Raw genomic sequence first — 15,492 nt, 5'->3', positions numbered from 1 at the left:
TTCAGGCCTTGCCGGGCAGGCGCAGGGTCAGCCACAGGCCGCCCAGGGGCGAGTGGTCGGCGGCGAGGCTGCCGCCATGGGCCAGGGCGATGCTGTGACAGATCGCCAGGCCCAGGCCGGCGCCGCCGCTGGCGCGGTTGCGCGAAGCCTCGCCGCGATAGAAGCGCTCGAACAGCCGGGGCAACTGGTCGGCCTCGACCCCGGGGCCGGAGTCGAGGAAATCGACGCGCAGGTTCTCGCCCTCGGCGCTGGCGCGGATGCGCAGCAGGCCGCCGGCATCGGTGTAGCGCAAGGCGTTTTCCAGCAGGTTGCTGAACAGTTGTTGCAGGCGCTTGGGGTCGGCATCCAGCGGCAACGATTGCGCCGGTAGCTCCAGCTCGACCTTGAGCCGGGCGGCCAGGCAGCGTTCCTGGAACATCGCCACGCTGGCCTGCAGCAGTTCGTTGAGCGAGCACGCGCTCTTGCGGTAGGTGAGGGCGCCGACATCGGCCAGCGACAGCTCGTACAGGTCGTCCACCAGCTTGCTGAGCATCGCCACTTCGCCTTGCAGCGACTGCATCGAATGCCGGTCGAGCTGGCGCACGCCGTCTTCGATGGCTTCCAGCTCGCCGCGCAATACCGACAAGGGGGTGCGCAGCTCGTGGGAGACATCGGCCATGAATTCGCGGCGCATCTGTTCGTTGCGCTCCAGGGTGTAGGCCAGTTGGTTGAAGTCGCGGGCCAACTGGCCGACTTCGTCGCTGGAGGCCACGGCCACCCGGCTTTCGTATTGCCCGGCGGCCAGCCGGTGGGTGGCGGCGGCCACGCGCTTGACCGGGTCCAGCAGGGTGCGCGAGATCCACCAGGCGATCAGCATCGCCAGCAGCAGCGAGGCCATGCCCACCGCCAGGCTGGTGCGCAGCTGATACTGGAAAAAGCGTTCGCCGCCGGCTTCGGTGACGCTCTGGAACGGCGACACCGCCAGCCAGCCGACCGTGTCGCCGGCCACCTCGATCGGTCGCAGCAAGGCGTCGTCGCCGATGGCCGGATAGCCGATCACCAGGCGTTTTTCGCGGTCCAGCAGGGCAATGCGAAACAGCGCGCCGGTGAGGTCCGAGGTCATCGGCAGTTTCAGTTTGTGCTGGTCGGACTGCTCCTCGGGTTCGGGACGCATGATGTCGAACCAGCGGCGGGGGTTGTCGCGGATGAATTCCCAGTTGCCTTCGTGGGCGTAGGCCTGTGCCAGGCGCGGCAGTACCGGCTCCATACGCAATAGCGCCTGCTCGTTGATATAGCCGAGAAAGCCGCGGCCGAAACTCCAGCCGGTGGCCAGGCCCATGCTCAGGATGACGAACAGCACGCTGGCCAGGACCGCGGCGAACAGTTTGGTGGAGATGCTCAGTTTCATGGGCTCGTGGGGCTGGCGGAATGGCCCGCTCATTTAGGCCCTGGCGCGACAAAGATTCAAGGTCGCCGGGCAATCTTCAATTTTCCTGCACATTTGCCTCGCAGCATGCCGGCAGGCACAAGCCATCCCGTCTTGCAGAGGCCGTTATGTCGAGCAAAATCTTCGCCAAGTCCCTGGTGACCGCCGCGGTCATCGTTTCCCTGATGCTGTTGTTCGTGTTGAGCGGTTGCTCGCCGGGCGCGCCGACCCCTGCCGAGGTGCCCAAGGTGACGGTGATCACCGTGCAGCCGCAAAGCCAGGCGCTGACCACTGAGCTGACCGGGCGCACCCAGGCGTTCCTGGTGGCCGAGATCCGCCCCCAGGTCGGCGGCATCGTCCAGCAGCGGCTGTTCGTCGAAGGCGCCGAGGTCAAGGCCGGGCAGGGCCTCTACCAGCTCGACGCGGCCAGCTACAAGGCGGCGCTGGCCGAGGCCCAGGCGACCCTGGCCAAGGACCGCGCGACCCTGAAGTCGGCCCAGGCCACCGCGACCCGCGATGCCCAACTGGTGAAAATCGACGCCATCAGCCAGCAGGACAACGAAGACGCCCAGGCCAGCCTGCTGACCGCCCAGGCCGAGGTCCAGGTGGCCCAGGCCGGGGTCGAGACGGCGCGCATCAACCTGGCCTATACGCGCATCGTCTCGCCGATCGCTGGGCGCATCGAAACCTCCACCGTGACCCCCGGCGCGCTGGTGGTGGCCGACCAGGACACCGCGCTGACCACGGTGCAGCAACTGGACCCGATCTACGTCGACGTCACCCAGTCCACCAGCGAGCTGCTGCGCCTCAAGCGCGACCTGGCCAGCGGCGCCTTGCAAGGCACCGCGGCGGACGAAGCGCCGATCAGCCTCAAGCTCGACGACGGCAGCACCTATGCCCATGCCGGCCGCTTGAAGTTCAGCGGCGTCAGCGTCAGCCAGGGCACCGGCACCGTGACCCTGCGCGCCGAGTTCCCCAACCCCGAGCGGCTTTTACTGCCGGGCATGTATGTGCGCGCGGTGCTGGAACAGGCCCGCGATGAGCAGGCGATCCTGGTGCCGCAACGGGCGGTGAACCGCAGCGCCAGCGGCGTGACCTCGGCGCTGGTGGTAGTGGATGGCAAGGTCGAGCAGCGGGTGCTGACCATCGACCGCGCGGTGGGCAACCAGTGGTGGGTCAGCGCGGGCCTCGGCGCCGGCGACCAGTTGATCGTCGAAGGCGGGCAGAAGGTCCGGGTCGGCGCCGCGGTGCTGGCGCAGAACAGCGCCAGCGGCAGCCGTAGCCGTACGCCGCAGGTCGCCCCCAGCGCCTTGGCGCAGGAGGGTTGAGCATGGCGCGCTTCTTTATCGACCGGCCGATCTTCGCCTGGGTCATCGCCATCGTCATCATGCTCGCCGGCGCCCTGTCCATCAGCCAGCTGCCGCTGGAGCAGTACCCGGACATCGCACCGCCGACGGTGCAGATCTCCGCCACTTACACCGGGGCCTCGGCCAAGACCGTGGAAGACTCGGTGACCCAGGTCATCGAGCAGCAAATGAAGGGCCTGGACAACCTGACCTACATGTCGGCCAGCAGCAGTTCGGCGGGCAGCGCCAGCATCAGCCTGACCTTCGCCGCCGGCACCGACCCGGACGTGGCGCAGATGCAGGTGCAGAACAAGCTGCAACAGGCCGAGTCGCGTTTGCCGCAGACGGTGCAGAGCGAAGGCCTGACGGTGACCAAGGGCGGCTCGGACTTCCTGATGATCGCCGCCCTGGCCTCGGACAACGCGAGCGTCACCGGGACCCAGATCGGCGACTACATCTCCAGCACCTTGCTCGACCAGATCAGCCGGGTCGACGGGGTCGGCGACGTGGAGGCCCTGGGCTCGGGCTACGCCATGCGGATCTGGCTGGACCCGGCGCAGCTGGAAAAATACGCCTTGATGCCGTCCGACGTCAGCAGCGCCCTGGAGGCGCAGAACACCGAAGTCTCCGCCGGGCAACTGGGCGCCTTGCCGGCGGTGCCCGGGCAGCAGTTGAACGCCACCATCAGTGCCCGCAGCAAGCTGCAGACCCCCGAGGAATTTCGCGCGGTGGTGGTCAAGTCTTCCAGCGACGGCGCCCTGGTGCTGCTGGGGGATGTGGCGCGGGTCGAGCTGGGCAGCGAAAGCTACGACATCAGTACTGCCCTCGCCGGCAAGCCGGCCGCGGCCATGGGCATCAAGCTGGCGGCCGGGGCCAATGCCCTGAGCGTCGGCGAGGCGGTCAAGGCCAAGCTCAAGGAACTGCAACCCTATTACCCCGCGGAAATGCAGCTCAAGAACGTCATCGCCTACGACACCACGCCCTTTGTCAGCCTGTCCATCGAGGAGGTGGTCAAGTCCCTGGGCGAGGCCATCGTGCTGGTGGTGCTGATCATGTTCCTGTTCCTGCAGAACCTGCGGGCCACGCTGATTCCGGCTATCACCGTGCCGGTGGTGCTGCTGGGCACCTTCGGCGTACTGGCGTTGTTCGGCTATTCGATCAATACCCTGACCATGTTCGCCATGGTCCTGGCCATCGGCCTGCTGGTGGACGATGCCATCGTCGTGGTGGAGAACGTCGAGCGGGTGATGGCCGAGCAGGGGCTGTCGGCCCTGGAGGCGACGCGCCAGTCGATGACGGAAATCACCGGGGCCCTGGTCGGCATCGCCCTGGTGCTCAGCGCGGTGTTCGTGCCCATGGCGTTTTTCGGCGGTTCCACCGGGATCATCTACCGCCAGTTTTCGCTGACCATCGTCTCGGCCATGTTGCTCTCGGTGCTGGTGGCCATGACCCTGACCCCGGCCCTGTGCGCCACTTTGCTCAAGCCCGCGGATTCCCAGGGGCATGCCGCGCGCGGCGGTTTCTTCGGCGGGTTCAACCGTACCTTCGAGCGCGGTACCGAGCGTTACCAGGGACTGGTCGACGGCGTCCTGCAACGCGGCGGGCGCAGCCTGCTGCTGTATGCGGCGATCCTGCTGGCGATGGCCGGCGGCTATGCCAGCCTGCCGACCTCGTTCCTGCCCGACGAAGACCAGGGCATCCTCATGGCGCAGCTCCAACTGCCGGTCGGGGCCACCGACAGCCGCACCCAGGCGGTGATGAAGCAGTTCGAGGACTACATGCTCGCCCAACCGGAAATCGACACGCTGATCAGCATCAGCGGCCTGGGCATCGGCGGTAACAGCCAGAACACCGGCCGCGCCTTTATCAAGCTCAAGGACTGGAGCGAACGCGGCGCGGCCGGGCAGGATTCGGCGTCGATCGCCCAGCGCGCAACCCTGGCGCTGGCGAGCATCGGCGACGCCAATGTGTTCGTCATGCAACCGCCGGCCGTGCGCGGCCTGGGGCAGAGCTCGGGTTTCGACTTGCAGCTCAAGGACCTCGGCGGCGTCGGCCACGAGGCCTTGGTGGCGGCCCGCGAGCAGCTTATCGAACTGGCCCGGCAGGACCCGCGCCTGCTCGGCGTGCGCAGCAACGGCCTGGACGACACCCCGCAGCTCAAGGTCAGCATCGACGACCGCAAGGCCGGGGCCCTGGGCCTGAGCACCAGCGACATCAACAGCACCTTGTCCACGGCGCTGGGCGGGACCTACGTCAACGACTTCCTCAACCAGGGCCGGGTGAAGAGGGTCTACGTCCAGGGCGAGGCCGCGGCGCGCATGCAGGCGGCGGACCTGGACCATTGGTTCGTGCGTAACGGCAGCGACGAGATGGTGCCGTTCTCGTCCTTCGCCAGCAGCGCCTGGAGCTACGGTTCGCCCTTGCTCGAACGCTACAACGGCAACGCCTCCCTGGAAGTGGTGGGCGACCCGGCGCCGGGGGTGAGCTCCGGGGTGGCCATGGATGCGATGGAGGCGCTGGTCAAGCAACTGCCCGAAGGCATCGGCTACGAGTGGACCGGGCAGTCCTACCAACTGCGTTTGTCCGGCTCCCAGGCGCCGTTGCTGTACGGCATTTCCGTGCTGTTCGTGTTCCTTTGCCTGGCGGCCTTGTACGAGAGCTGGTCGGTGCCGTTCTCGGTGCTGCTGGTGGTGCCGTTGGGCGTGGTGGGGGCGGTGCTGGCGACCCGCGCCAGCGGCTTGAGCAACGACGTGTATTTCCAGGTGGGGCTGTTGACCACGGTGGGGCTGGCGGCGAAGAACGCGATCCTGATCGTCGAGTTCGCCAAGCATTTGCAGGAGCAGGGCAACAGCCTGCTGGAGGCGACCCTGACCGCCGCGCGCCAGCGTTTGCGGCCGATCCTCATGACCTCCCTGGCGTTCATGTTCGGCGTGTTGCCGCTGGCCTTGAGCAGCGGCGCAGGTTCCGCCGGGCGCCGCGCCATCGGCACCGGGGTGCTGGGCGGAATGTTCAGCGCCACGCTGCTGGGGATCTTCCTGGTGCCGCTGTTCTTCGTGCTGATCCGGCGCCGTTTTACCCGCGCCTGCGCGGTTTCCACTCCCACTCCCCGTGTTCCGGCAGGTGATGCATGATCAAGTTTCGTTGGACGTTGTTGGCCACCTTGGTCGTGCTCGGTGGCTGCATCAACCTGGCGCCCGAGTACCAGCGCCCCGAGGCGCCGATCGCCGGGCAATGGCTGCCGGGCGGCGCGAACCCTGGCGGGGAGGCCGCCGCCGATATCCAGTGGCGGCAGTTCTTCAGCGACAGCCGCCTGGTGCGTGTGCAGGCCCTGGCCCTGGCCAACAACCGCGACCTGCGCCTGGCCAGCCTGAACGTCGAGAAAGCCCAGGCCCAATACCGCATCCAGCGCGCGGCGCTGTTGCCCACGGTCGACGCCGGGGTCAGCGGCAGCCATAGCCGCAGCGGCACCGACGGCATCAGCCACGACTACAGCGCGCAACTGGGCGTGAGCAGCTACGAGCTGGACGTGTTCGGCCGGCTGAGGAACCTCAAGGACGAAGCGCTGGAGGACTACCTGGCCCTGGACGAAACCCGGCGCAGCACGCAAATCAGCCTGGTGGCCGAGGTGGCCAGCGCCTGGCTGACCCTGGCCGCGGATAACCAGCTGCTGCAACTGGCCCGGGACACCCTGGACAGCCAGCAGGCGACCTATGAGCTGACCCGCCGCAGCCATGCCCTGGGCGGTTCTTCCGGGCTGGCCCTGGTCCAGGCGCAGACCACCGTGGAGTCGGCCCGCGGCGACGTGGCGGTGTACACCAGCCAGATTCTCCAGGACCGCAACGCGCTGCGCCTGCTGGTGGGCAGCGAGATCCCCGACGACCTGCTGCCCGGAGCGAGCCTGCAAACGGCGGCGCTGCTGGTGCAGGTGCCGGCCGAATTGCCGTCCAGCCTGTTGCAGCGGCGCCCCGACGTGCTGGCGGCCGAACATACGCTGAAGTCGGCGAACATCGACATCGGCGCGGCCCGGGCGGCGTTCTTCCCGAGCATCAGCCTGACCGCCAACGCCGGCTCGGCGAGTTCGGCGCTGTCCGGGTTGTTCAAGGCCGGCAGCGGCGCCTGGAGCTTCGCCCCCAGCGTCAGCCTGCCGCTGTTCGACGGCGGCAGTAACCGGGCGACGCTGGAGGCGGCCAAGGTCGAGCGCGAGATCCAGGTGCAGACCTACCAGCAGGCGATCCAGAGCGCCTTCAAGGAGGTCGCCGACGCCCTGGCGGTACGCAGCACCCTGGACGAACGCCTGGCGGCCCAGCAAGCCCTGACCGATGCCAACCGCAAGAGCTTCGAGCTGGCCGACGCGCTGTACCGCGGCGGCTCGCAAAGCTACCTCGAAGCCCTGGATGCCCAGCGTTCGTTGTATAGCGCGGAACAGGACCTGATCAGCCTGCGCCTGGCCGAGCAGAGCAACCGGGTGACGTTGTACAAGGTGTTGGGTGGCGGTTGGCAGTGAGAGGAGCTGCGCTTAAGGGGTAGGAGAGGCGCTCGGAGCGATGCTGCCCGGTCGCTTCTGGCCAAGAGGATCGGTGGCCAGGGAAAACAGTGTGCCGGACACCTGGCGGTGCCCGGCACGTGCTTCGTGCTTCGGTAATGGCTACCGAGGCTTTGCCGCTTGCGCGACAGAGGGTAACGCTTCAACGGCCTGATGCGCGGACCCGTTGCAGGCGAACGGGTCTGCGCATCCGCGCTTTACTTCGCGCCCGACGCCTTGCCGCCGATGCTGACGCCGACCGCATCCCCACCTTTGCCGCTGCCGTTGCTGCTGCCGCCGATGGCGATACCGACGTTCACCGAGCCGCTGCCGCCGGTGCCGACGTTTCCGCTGATATTGATGTTGCCGTTGAAGCCGCCGCCGCTGACGACGGTCATTTCTTGTTGAGTGAGTTGACGCATAGGGAACTACTCCTGTGGTAAGGGAGGCCGGCCGTTCGCCGAGGCCTCCGCTTCGGCCGGCCAATCCGGCCGAAGATGTTCGCGGGCCTCTTCGGCTCGCAGGTTCGTTGTCGCGGCACTGGCGTCATGGGCCTTACCGCATTCGATCTCGATCACGCGATCCGCGCTGCGGATGGTCTGTGCGCGGTGCGCGACGACGATCCGGGTGATGGGCAGTTGGCGGATGGCGTCGTTGACCCGTTGTTCGCAGTCGGCGTCCAGGTGGCTGGTGGCCTCGTCCAGGACCAGGATCGACGGCTGGCGGTACAACGCCCGAGCCAGCAGCACGCGTTGTCGTTGGCCGCCGGACAGGGCGTCGCCCATGTCGCCGACGAGCGTGCGGTAGCCCATGGGCATCGCGCTGATGTCGCTGTGAATCTGTGCGAGCTGGGCCACTTCCACGACGCGACCCCGGTCCGGTTCGGTGGCGAAGAAGCTGATGTTGTCCTCGATGGTGCCGGCGAACAGGATGTCGTCCTGCATGACGCAACCGATCATGTCGCGGTAGGCGCGGGGGCCGATGGTGCGCAGGTCGATGCCGTCGATCAGCACGCGGCCTTCCTGTGGCGACACGAGCCCGAGCAGCAGCTTGATCAGGGTCGACTTGCCTTGCCCCGATGCGCCGACCAGCGCCACCGACTCGCCGGGCGCGATGGCGAACGCGCAGCCGTCGAGAATCCACGGTTCGCTGTCCGCGTAACGGTAGCGCAGCCCTTCTACCGTCACGCTCGGGGGCGGAGCCTGGGCCGGCCTGGCCGGCGGGGGAGCCGTGGCCAGGCCCGGTTCGACCTCGGCCAGCACGATGTCGGCCAGGCGCTCGCCATGCAGGCGCAGCATCCTGAACTCGATCAGTGCGTCGACCAGGCCCGAGGCCCGGGTCATGAACTGATCGGCGTAGCTGACGAAGGCCATCAGCATGCCCGCGCTGAACTCGCCGTCGAGGACCTGGCGCGCGGCGGCCCAGATCAAGAGCACCCGGGACAGGCCGATCAGCAGGTGCTGGAACGATGAGAAACAGATCGACAGCCTTTGCACCTTGACGTGACGGTTGGTGGCGTCGACGAGCGCATTGGTATAGCCGTGGGTGCGTCGCTCTTGCTGATTGGCGATCTTCAGCGCCCGCACGCCGCGGATCGATTCCAGCAGCAAGGTCTCGGCTCGCGCGGCATGCACCAGGTATTCCTCTTGCGCGCCGCGCAGGGGGCGAAACGCCAGGTAACGCACCAGGCCATAGATGACGAAGGTCGCGATCACCAGCCAGGCGAGCGTTGTCTGGTAGGCGAACAGCACCGCCAGGGTGACGACCGCCAGCGCGCCATCGAGCAGGGTGCCGACGAAGCGCGAGGTGAGCGTGTGCTGGATTTCATGAATCGCATTGAAGCGGGAGACGACATCCCCGACATGGCGCTGCTCGAAATACGTCATCGGCAGCTTCAGCAGGCGGGCAAACACCGAGGCACTCCATTGCACGTTCAACTGGCCGGAGAACCAGGTGAGCGCCCAGGCGCGCAGCCCGTCGAACAGATCGCGAAACAGTGTGAGCAGCAGGAAGCCGAGCGCGAGCAGCGACAGCAGGTCGACATCCGCCGAGACCAGCACCTGGTCGACGACCCACTGCAGATAGAGCGGCGCCAGGATGCCGGCCGTTTCGATCGCCAGCGACAGGGCGAGCGTCAGCCCGAGGGCCTGGCCAATTCGGTCCACTTTACCGATCAGCTTTGTCAGCGAGACGTTTGGCTTGTCGTGCCGCGGCGTGAACGAAGGCACCGGGCACAACTCCAGGGCGATGCCGGTGAAGCAGGGCGAAAGCTGCTCGAATGTCAGGCGGCGTACGCCGTGCGCCGGATCGTGGATCACCACATGGTCCCGCGCGACGTGCTTGAGGACGACGAAGTGATTCATTTCCCAATGGAGAATGCATGGCAGCGACAAACGCTCGAGTTCGTCGAGTTCGAGCCGCAGCGCCCGGGCCCCGAGACCCAGCTGATCGGCATAACCGACGATCTCATTCAGCGTGGCGCCGCGCACCGATGGCATGAAGCGCCGGCGCAGCGCCGCGAGATCGGTATCGGCGCCGTGATAGCAGGCAATCATCGCCAGGCAGGCGAGGCCGCATTCGGCCATCTGCGCCTGCAGCATCATCGGCAGGCGCTTGTGGCCGAAGCCGCGCAGCTTGTCGAGGAGGTCAATCATAAGGCGCCTCGCACGGGCGGGCAGGGCGGCAGTCGCGAATCCGGGCTCATCGTGGCAGTCGTCCAATGGCGTACAGCGGCTCGAACAGCCATTCGACCAGGCGCCGTCGCTCCAGAAGGATGTCCGCGTCGAGGCTCATGCCGGCGCGCAGGGGTTCGCGACGCCCATAGGCCTCGATGTCTTGGCGGTCGGGCGCGACCACCACCCGGTAATACTGGCCTCGGACGTCGGGGTTGCCGGTGAGGGCCCCGACATCGCGCGTCGACAGCGCGGTGCGCGACACGTCGACAACCCGGCCGTAATGCACGCCGAATTTCTGGAAGGGATACGCCTGGTAGCGCAGCACGACCCGGTCGCCTTCGCGGACAAAACCGATGGCCCGGCTGGGTACCAGCAGGCGCGCCTGCAAGGTCGAGTCCTTGGGCAGCAGCGCGACGGCCATCTCGCCCGCCGCGACGGTGCGCCCGGGGTGCACCAGCAGGGCAGCGACGGTGCCGGCCCGGGGGGCGCGCAGGATGCTTTCGCGCTGTTCTTCATTGGCGGCCATCTGCTGGTCGAGCTCGCCGAGCCTGCGCTGGATATCGCGTTGCTTCAGGGCCGCGGCAAGCGGGGCCTCGGCCAGTTGGCGGCGAGTGTCGAGCTGTTCTTGCTCCAGCTTGAGTTTGTTCCCTGTGGCTTCCTGGACCCGAACCTCGGCGTCGAGCACCGTGGCTTCCTCGTCGGCGAGCTTGCCGTTCGACACATAGCCCTTTTCGCGCAGGGTGCGCCAGCGGGCCAGTTTTTCCCGGGCCAGCTCGGCCTGCCGGCGGCGCCGGACGATCTCGCTGGCGGACGCGGACACCTGTTCGGCCAGCAATGCGTTGCGGGCGTGCAGCTCACGGAGCGTGGCGGACGCGAGGGCAGACTGGGCACCCAGGTCGAGCTCCAGTGTCGTTCGTTGCTGTTGCAGGCGCGCCGCGATGAGCGCCCGAGTGGCGCCCAGGCCGGTGGCGACGTCGCTGGACACCGCGAGCAGTGGCGCGCCGCGCTCGACTTCCTGGCCGTCACGGACAAAGACCTGGGTCACGATGCCCGTGGTCGGCGGCACGATATTCAGCACGCCCTGCTCAGGCAGCAGGTCGCCGGAGGCGCGCTCGCGGGCGGTATAGCTGCCGGCGTAAAGAAACAGGACGACGCTGCCGGCGAACAGCAACGCGGCAGTCGCCAGCCACCCGTGATGCGGTGGAGCGTACAGCGCTACACGGCCCAGGGTGCTGCGCCGGTCTGCGTCCAGCGCGGCTTCGCGGTAAAGCGATCCGTTCACGGGCGGCACCGAAGTGTCGGTGCCTGCGCCGTCAGGGCGAGGGGAGGGGATGAGCGTTGCATGACTGCCCGACCGAAAAATGGGGCGCAAAGTCTCGTTTTTTCGGGCTGTGGGGTAAATCAGCCGCATCGCCTTTGATTTATGGAAAAATCCTGTTTCCTTGACGATTCGACTGCCACCCGGCAGCGATCTCCTCGGTCACGACATGACGCCAACGCCAGGGCGCATGCAACTACCGCTGAGGGTGAGTCAGGTGGGCGGCAAAGCCCACGCGGTCCGCGGCGACCTGCGGCTGCAACGTCAGCTCGGGAATCCGGTAGGCCCCGGCGTTCTGCGGCCGGAAAGGGATAGGCACGGTCTGCGCCAACTGGTCGAGACGCTCGCCGAGCTGCTCGCAGATCGCCGCGAAGCGCGCTTCGTCGATGCGCCCGGTGCGGTAGACCACGAAGGGCGGCAGCACGTCGAAGCCGGGGTAATAGAGAATGCCGTGGTGGATCGGGAACAGCAGGTCGTCGATCGGCCCGTTGATGCCCCGCGGGCTGTAGTGCGACTCCCAGCCGCCGGCCGTGACGATCAGCATCGCGCGCTTGCCGGCCAGGGTGCCTTCGCCGTAGCGGTCGCCCCAGCGCGCATCCGAATGCTCGCCCACGCCATAGGCGAAGCCGTAGGCATAGACCCGTTCCACCCAGCCCTTGAGGATCGCCGGCAGGGAGAACCACCACAGCGGAAACTGCAGCAGCACGGTGTCGGCCCACAGCAGTTTTTCCTGTTCGCGGGCGATGTCGGCGGACTGCGTGCCTTCGGCGAACGCGCGCCGGGAGTCCAGGGACGGGTCGAAGCGCGTATTGCCCGGCCGGCCTTCGCTGTCGTTGGCGTCCAGCGCGGCCTTCCAGTTCATCGCATACAGGTCCGAGACCTGGACCGCATGGCCGGCGGCTTCCAGGCGCCGGATCGCGAAGTCCTTGAGCGAGCCGTTCAGGGAGCGGGGTTCGGGGTGGGCGTAAACCAGCAGTACCTTCATTTTCGGGTCTCCAATGTCGGGAGACGGCAGGATCGAGGTTCGCCAGGTATATTGGAAATGAATATCCAATATTCCAGGTATTGTAATGAGTAATTTAAGGCGCTTGGACGTCAACCTGCTGCTGACCCTCGATGTGCTGCTGGCGGAGCATAACGTGACCCGCGCGGCGCAACGCCTGAACCTGTCGCAGCCCTCGGTCAGCGTGCACCTGGCCAAGCTGCGGGAGATCTTCGGCGACCCGTTGCTGCTGCCGGGGCCGCGGGGCATGCGGCCCACCGCCAGGGCCGAGGAGTTGCGCGAGCCGCTGCGCCGGGCGCTGGAAGCCCTGGAGCTGGCGGTGGCGCCGGCCCGTCCTTTCGAGCCGGCGGCGGCGCGGCAGACCTGGAGTATCTCGGCGTCCGACTACGGCGAGTCGACGGTGATCCTGCCGGCGTTGGCCGGGTTGCGCGCTGCGGCGCCTGCAACGCGCCTGGCGGTGCTCGAGCTGGACCCCGGGCAACTGGTCAAGCAGACGGAGCAGGGCATTATCGACCTGGCCCTGCACACCAGCGAGGACGCCCCTGCGGGCCTGCGTTGCCGGGTGTTGTTCAGCGAGCGTTATGTGCTGGCGGGGCGCGCGGGCCATCCGCGCTTGCAGCGGCGCCCGAGCCTGGCGCAGTTCGCCAGGCTGGAGCACGTCATCGTCTCGCCCGACGGCGGCGGGTTCCATGGCGTCACCGACAGCGCGCTGGACGCGGCGGGGCTGACGCGCAAGGTGGTGCTGTCGGTGCCGCATTTTCTGTTCGTGCTGGCGGCGCTGACCCGCACCGACCTGGTGGCGATGCTGCCGGCGCGCCTGGTGCGCGACAACCCGGCGCTGAAGGTGGTCGAGCCGCCGCTGCCGGTGCCGGGCTACGAGATGGCCATGCTCTGGCACGAACGCTGCCACCGCGACCCGGCGCATCGCTGGCTGCGGGAGTTTATCGTCGCTTCGCTGTGAGCCGTCACGGCTGCTCCGTGGCCGGCGTTTGCCACGGCGGGCCCTGCTCGAACCGCGCTTCGATCCAGCGCTTGAACGCCAGGGTGCTGGCGCTGGCGAACCGCGCGGACGGGCGCAGCAGGAAGATCCCCGAGTCGCTGTCCAACTGCCAGCGCGGCAACACCCGCACCAGGTGTCCGGCAGCGAGGTCTTGGTTCATCAGCCAGTCGCCCCCGGCAAGGATGCCGACACCGGCCCGGGCGGCGGCCAGCAGCGCCTCGTTGTCGTTGCTTTGCAGGGTGCCGCGCACGCGCACGGTTTCCTGCGCGTCCTGGCAGTTCAACCGCCAGTCGGGCCAGGAGCGCAGGCCGGTGAAGCCCAGGCAGTTATGCGCGGCGAGGTCGCCGGGCACCTGCGGCTGGCCATGGCGCTGCACGTACGCGGGGGAGGCGCAGAGGATGCGTCGGTGGGCGCACAGCTTGCGCGCCACCAGTTGGCTGTCGGCCAGTTCGCCGATGCGAATCGCCGCGTCGAAACCTTCGCCGACCAGGTCGACGAAACGGTCCGAATACTCGACCTCCAGCAGCACCGCGGGATGGGCCAGGGCAAACTCGGCGAGGAGCGGGCTGAGCCAGCGTCGGCCCATGGCCGCCGGCAGCGCCAGGCGCAGGCGGCCGCGGATCTGCGCGGCGCCCTGGGAGGCTTCGTGCTCGGCGGCACTGATCAGGCCGGCGGCATGGCGCAGGCGCTCCACTAAACGCAGGCCTTCGTCGGTAAAGCGCAGTTGCCGGGTGGTGCGCTGCACCAGGCGAATGCCCAGGCGGCCTTCCAGCGCTGCCAGGCGCTTGGACAGCACCGAGGGATGGCGCTGCAAGGCCCGGCCCGCGGCGGCGAACGAGCCGTGCTCGAAGAGCGCCAGCAAGGTGGCGAGTTCATCGGCCTGGCGGCTGTCGAACAGATCCATGGGCCTGGGGTGCCTCGTGGGGTGGCGAAAGGGACAGGGCGCTCAAGGTATCAGGACAATGGCCCCTTGCGCCCGGCCGTCTTGTAGGTCGGCATGGGCCCGGGCCACGTCGGCCAGGGGGTAATGCTGCCAGATCCGTGGCTGGATGATACCCGCGGCGCAGGCCGCCAGCACCTCGGCGGCGCGCATCTGGTATTCGCTGGCGCTGGCCGTGTGGGCGGCGAGGGACGGGCGGGTGAGGAACAGCGAACCCTTGGCGTTGAGGGTGCCGACCGCCACCGGTTCCGGCGCGCCCGACGCCGCGCCGAAGGACACCAGCACGCCGCGCGGGCGCAGGCTGTCCAGGGACGCCTCGAAAGTCAGGCGACCGATGGGGTCGTACACCACATCGACCTTGTGCCCCTGGGTGATCTCCACCACCTGGCGGGCGAGGGTGGCGGCATTGAACACCAGCACCTCGTCGCAGCCGGCGGCGCGGGCCCGGTCGACGCTGTGCGGCTTGGACACCACGCCGATCACCGTGGCCCCCAGATGCTTGGCCCAGGGCACCAGCAACTGGCCGAGGGCGCCGGCGGCGCCATAGACCAGCACCCGGGTGCCGGGGCCGACCGGGTAGGTGGTCGTCAGCAGGTACTGCGCGGTGATGCCCTTGAACAGCACCGCCGCCGCGGCGTCCGAAGCCAGCTCCGGCGGCAGCTTGACCAGGCGTTCGGCCGGGTACAGCCGGGCACTGGCATAGGCGCCCAGCGGCCCGGTGGCATAGGCTACCCGGTCGCCCACCTCGACCTGGGTGACGCCGGGGCCGACCGCCTTGACCAGCCCGGCGCCCTCCAGCCCGAGCCCGCAGGGCAGGGCCACCGGCACGGCGCCGCTGCGCTGGCTGAGGTCCAGCGGATTGACCCCGATCGCCGTCTGTTCCAGCCAGACCTCGCCGGCCCCGGGGGCCTGCACCTGGGCCTGTGCGAATTGCAGCACCTGAGGGCCGCCCACCTGATGAAGCTTGACGCTGGTGACCATGCTCGATCTCCCTGGAGTGTCCAAATAGAGACACGAGAATAGGAGCGAGCAGCAGGGTCAACAATCCGTTCTGGTTGCACTTCACTCCTGCATTCTGTGCAGGAATAGAAAAAATCCCGGCGTTGACCGGCTCTCGGGACGCAGGTATCTTGCGCCGGGTTTCAACAGCCAGTTCCGACGGTAAGGCATTGAATTATTTCATTTCCGTCCTTGACATGCCCTGCGAACAAGTCCAGAATTGCGTCCATTCCTGATTCAGGAATGCGAAAAACCCCTTAGAATTCAAAGGGTTGGAAGCAAGA

General features: G+C 67.7%; 11 protein-coding genes. 4 read left to right on the top strand and 7 right to left on the bottom strand.

What is annotated here, in order from left to right:
* Position 1: 1 nt before the first annotated feature.
* Entirely contained in the window at positions 2-1,420 is a 1,419-nt protein-coding gene (gene baeS / locus BTN82_RS16835; RefSeq protein ID WP_075120255.1) for a sensor histidine kinase efflux regulator BaeS, read from the bottom strand.
* Positions 1,421-1,533: 113 nt separating this feature from the next.
* On the opposite strand from baeS, the gene BTN82_RS16830 reads away from it, so the two are divergent.
* Genes BTN82_RS16830 through BTN82_RS16820 form a run of 3 tightly spaced genes read left to right on the top strand, consistent with a single transcriptional unit; the run spans position 1,534 to position 7,255 of the window.
* Positions 1,534-2,733 (top strand): efflux RND transporter periplasmic adaptor subunit, encoded by a 1,200-nt coding sequence (locus BTN82_RS16830; protein ID WP_075120254.1) that lies wholly within the window; start codon positions 1,534-1,536, stop codon positions 2,731-2,733.
* A gap of 2 nt (positions 2,734-2,735) precedes the next feature.
* Positions 2,736-5,882 (top strand): efflux RND transporter permease subunit, encoded by a 3,147-nt coding sequence (locus tag BTN82_RS16825; protein ID WP_075120253.1) that lies wholly within the window; start codon positions 2,736-2,738, stop codon positions 5,880-5,882.
* Positions 5,879-7,255: an efflux transporter outer membrane subunit gene (locus tag BTN82_RS16820; protein WP_075120252.1), complete on the top strand. Its 1,377-nt coding sequence runs from the start codon at positions 5,879-5,881 to the stop codon at positions 7,253-7,255. The genes BTN82_RS16825 and BTN82_RS16820 overlap by 4 nt, the downstream gene beginning before the upstream one ends.
* A 236-nt stretch (positions 7,256-7,491) precedes the next feature.
* Here the strand turns inward: BTN82_RS16820 and BTN82_RS16815 are convergent, their stop codons facing one another.
* From BTN82_RS16815 to BTN82_RS16800, 4 genes are all read right to left on the bottom strand, one after another.
* A complete protein-coding gene (locus BTN82_RS16815; RefSeq protein ID WP_075120251.1) occupies positions 7,492-7,695 on the bottom strand; it encodes a hypothetical protein in 204 nt (67 codons plus the stop codon).
* 6 nt (positions 7,696-7,701) lie between these two features.
* On the bottom strand, positions 7,702-9,927 hold the full coding sequence (locus BTN82_RS16810) for a peptidase domain-containing ABC transporter (RefSeq protein WP_075120250.1): 2,226 nt from the start codon (positions 9,925-9,927) through the stop codon (positions 7,702-7,704).
* Between the two features lie 46 nt (positions 9,928-9,973).
* Positions 9,974-11,230: an HlyD family secretion protein gene (locus tag BTN82_RS16805; RefSeq protein ID WP_075120249.1), complete on the bottom strand. Its 1,257-nt coding sequence runs from the start codon at positions 11,228-11,230 to the stop codon at positions 9,974-9,976.
* A 232-nt stretch (positions 11,231-11,462) separates the two neighbouring features.
* Positions 11,463-12,251: an NAD(P)H-dependent oxidoreductase gene (locus BTN82_RS16800; RefSeq protein WP_075120248.1), complete on the bottom strand. Its 789-nt coding sequence runs from the start codon at positions 12,249-12,251 to the stop codon at positions 11,463-11,465.
* An 85-nt stretch (positions 12,252-12,336) separates the two neighbouring features.
* On the opposite strand from BTN82_RS16800, the gene BTN82_RS16795 reads away from it, so the two are divergent.
* Positions 12,337-13,230: a LysR family transcriptional regulator gene (locus tag BTN82_RS16795; RefSeq protein ID WP_075120247.1), complete on the top strand. Its 894-nt coding sequence runs from the start codon at positions 12,337-12,339 to the stop codon at positions 13,228-13,230.
* A gap of 4 nt (positions 13,231-13,234) precedes the next feature.
* Here the strand turns inward: BTN82_RS16795 and BTN82_RS16790 are convergent, their stop codons facing one another.
* Positions 13,235-14,173, bottom strand: a complete 939-nt coding sequence (locus tag BTN82_RS16790) for a LysR family transcriptional regulator (RefSeq protein WP_075120246.1) — start codon at positions 14,171-14,173, stop codon at positions 13,235-13,237.
* A 42-nt stretch (positions 14,174-14,215) separates the two neighbouring features.
* Positions 14,216-15,190, bottom strand: a complete 975-nt coding sequence (locus BTN82_RS16785) for a quinone oxidoreductase family protein (protein ID WP_075120245.1) — start codon at positions 15,188-15,190, stop codon at positions 14,216-14,218.
* Positions 15,191-15,492 lie beyond the last annotated feature (302 nt).

This window comes from Pseudomonas chlororaphis (assembly GCF_001921865.1).
GTDB classification, from domain to species: domain Bacteria; phylum Pseudomonadota; class Gammaproteobacteria; order Pseudomonadales; family Pseudomonadaceae; genus Aquipseudomonas; species Aquipseudomonas chlororaphis_D.
The sequence above is the reverse complement of the archived record's forward strand: the minus strand, read 5'-3'. Positions and strand labels throughout refer to the sequence as shown.

Excerpts from the sequence above, each read along its gene's own strand:
- baeS (WP_075120255.1), bottom strand. The coding sequence starts at position 1,420 with ATGAGCGGGCCATTCCGCCAGCCCCACGAGCCCATGAAACTGAGCATC.
- BTN82_RS16830 (WP_075120254.1), top strand. The coding sequence starts at position 1,534 with ATGTCGAGCAAAATCTTCGCCAAGTCCCTGGTGACCGCCGCGGTCATC.
- BTN82_RS16825 (WP_075120253.1), top strand. The coding sequence starts at position 2,736 with ATGGCGCGCTTCTTTATCGACCGGCCGATCTTCGCCTGGGTCATCGCC.
- BTN82_RS16820 (WP_075120252.1), top strand. The coding sequence starts at position 5,879 with ATGATCAAGTTTCGTTGGACGTTGTTGGCCACCTTGGTCGTGCTCGGT.
- BTN82_RS16815 (WP_075120251.1), bottom strand. The coding sequence starts at position 7,695 with ATGCGTCAACTCACTCAACAAGAAATGACCGTCGTCAGCGGCGGCGGC.
- BTN82_RS16810 (WP_075120250.1), bottom strand. The coding sequence starts at position 9,927 with ATGATTGACCTCCTCGACAAGCTGCGCGGCTTCGGCCACAAGCGCCTG.
- BTN82_RS16800 (WP_075120248.1), bottom strand. The coding sequence starts at position 12,251 with ATGAAGGTACTGCTGGTTTACGCCCACCCCGAACCCCGCTCCCTGAAC.
- BTN82_RS16795 (WP_075120247.1), top strand. The coding sequence starts at position 12,337 with ATGAGTAATTTAAGGCGCTTGGACGTCAACCTGCTGCTGACCCTCGAT.
- BTN82_RS16790 (WP_075120246.1), bottom strand. The coding sequence starts at position 14,173 with ATGGATCTGTTCGACAGCCGCCAGGCCGATGAACTCGCCACCTTGCTG.
- BTN82_RS16785 (WP_075120245.1), bottom strand. The coding sequence starts at position 15,190 with ATGGTCACCAGCGTCAAGCTTCATCAGGTGGGCGGCCCTCAGGTGCTG.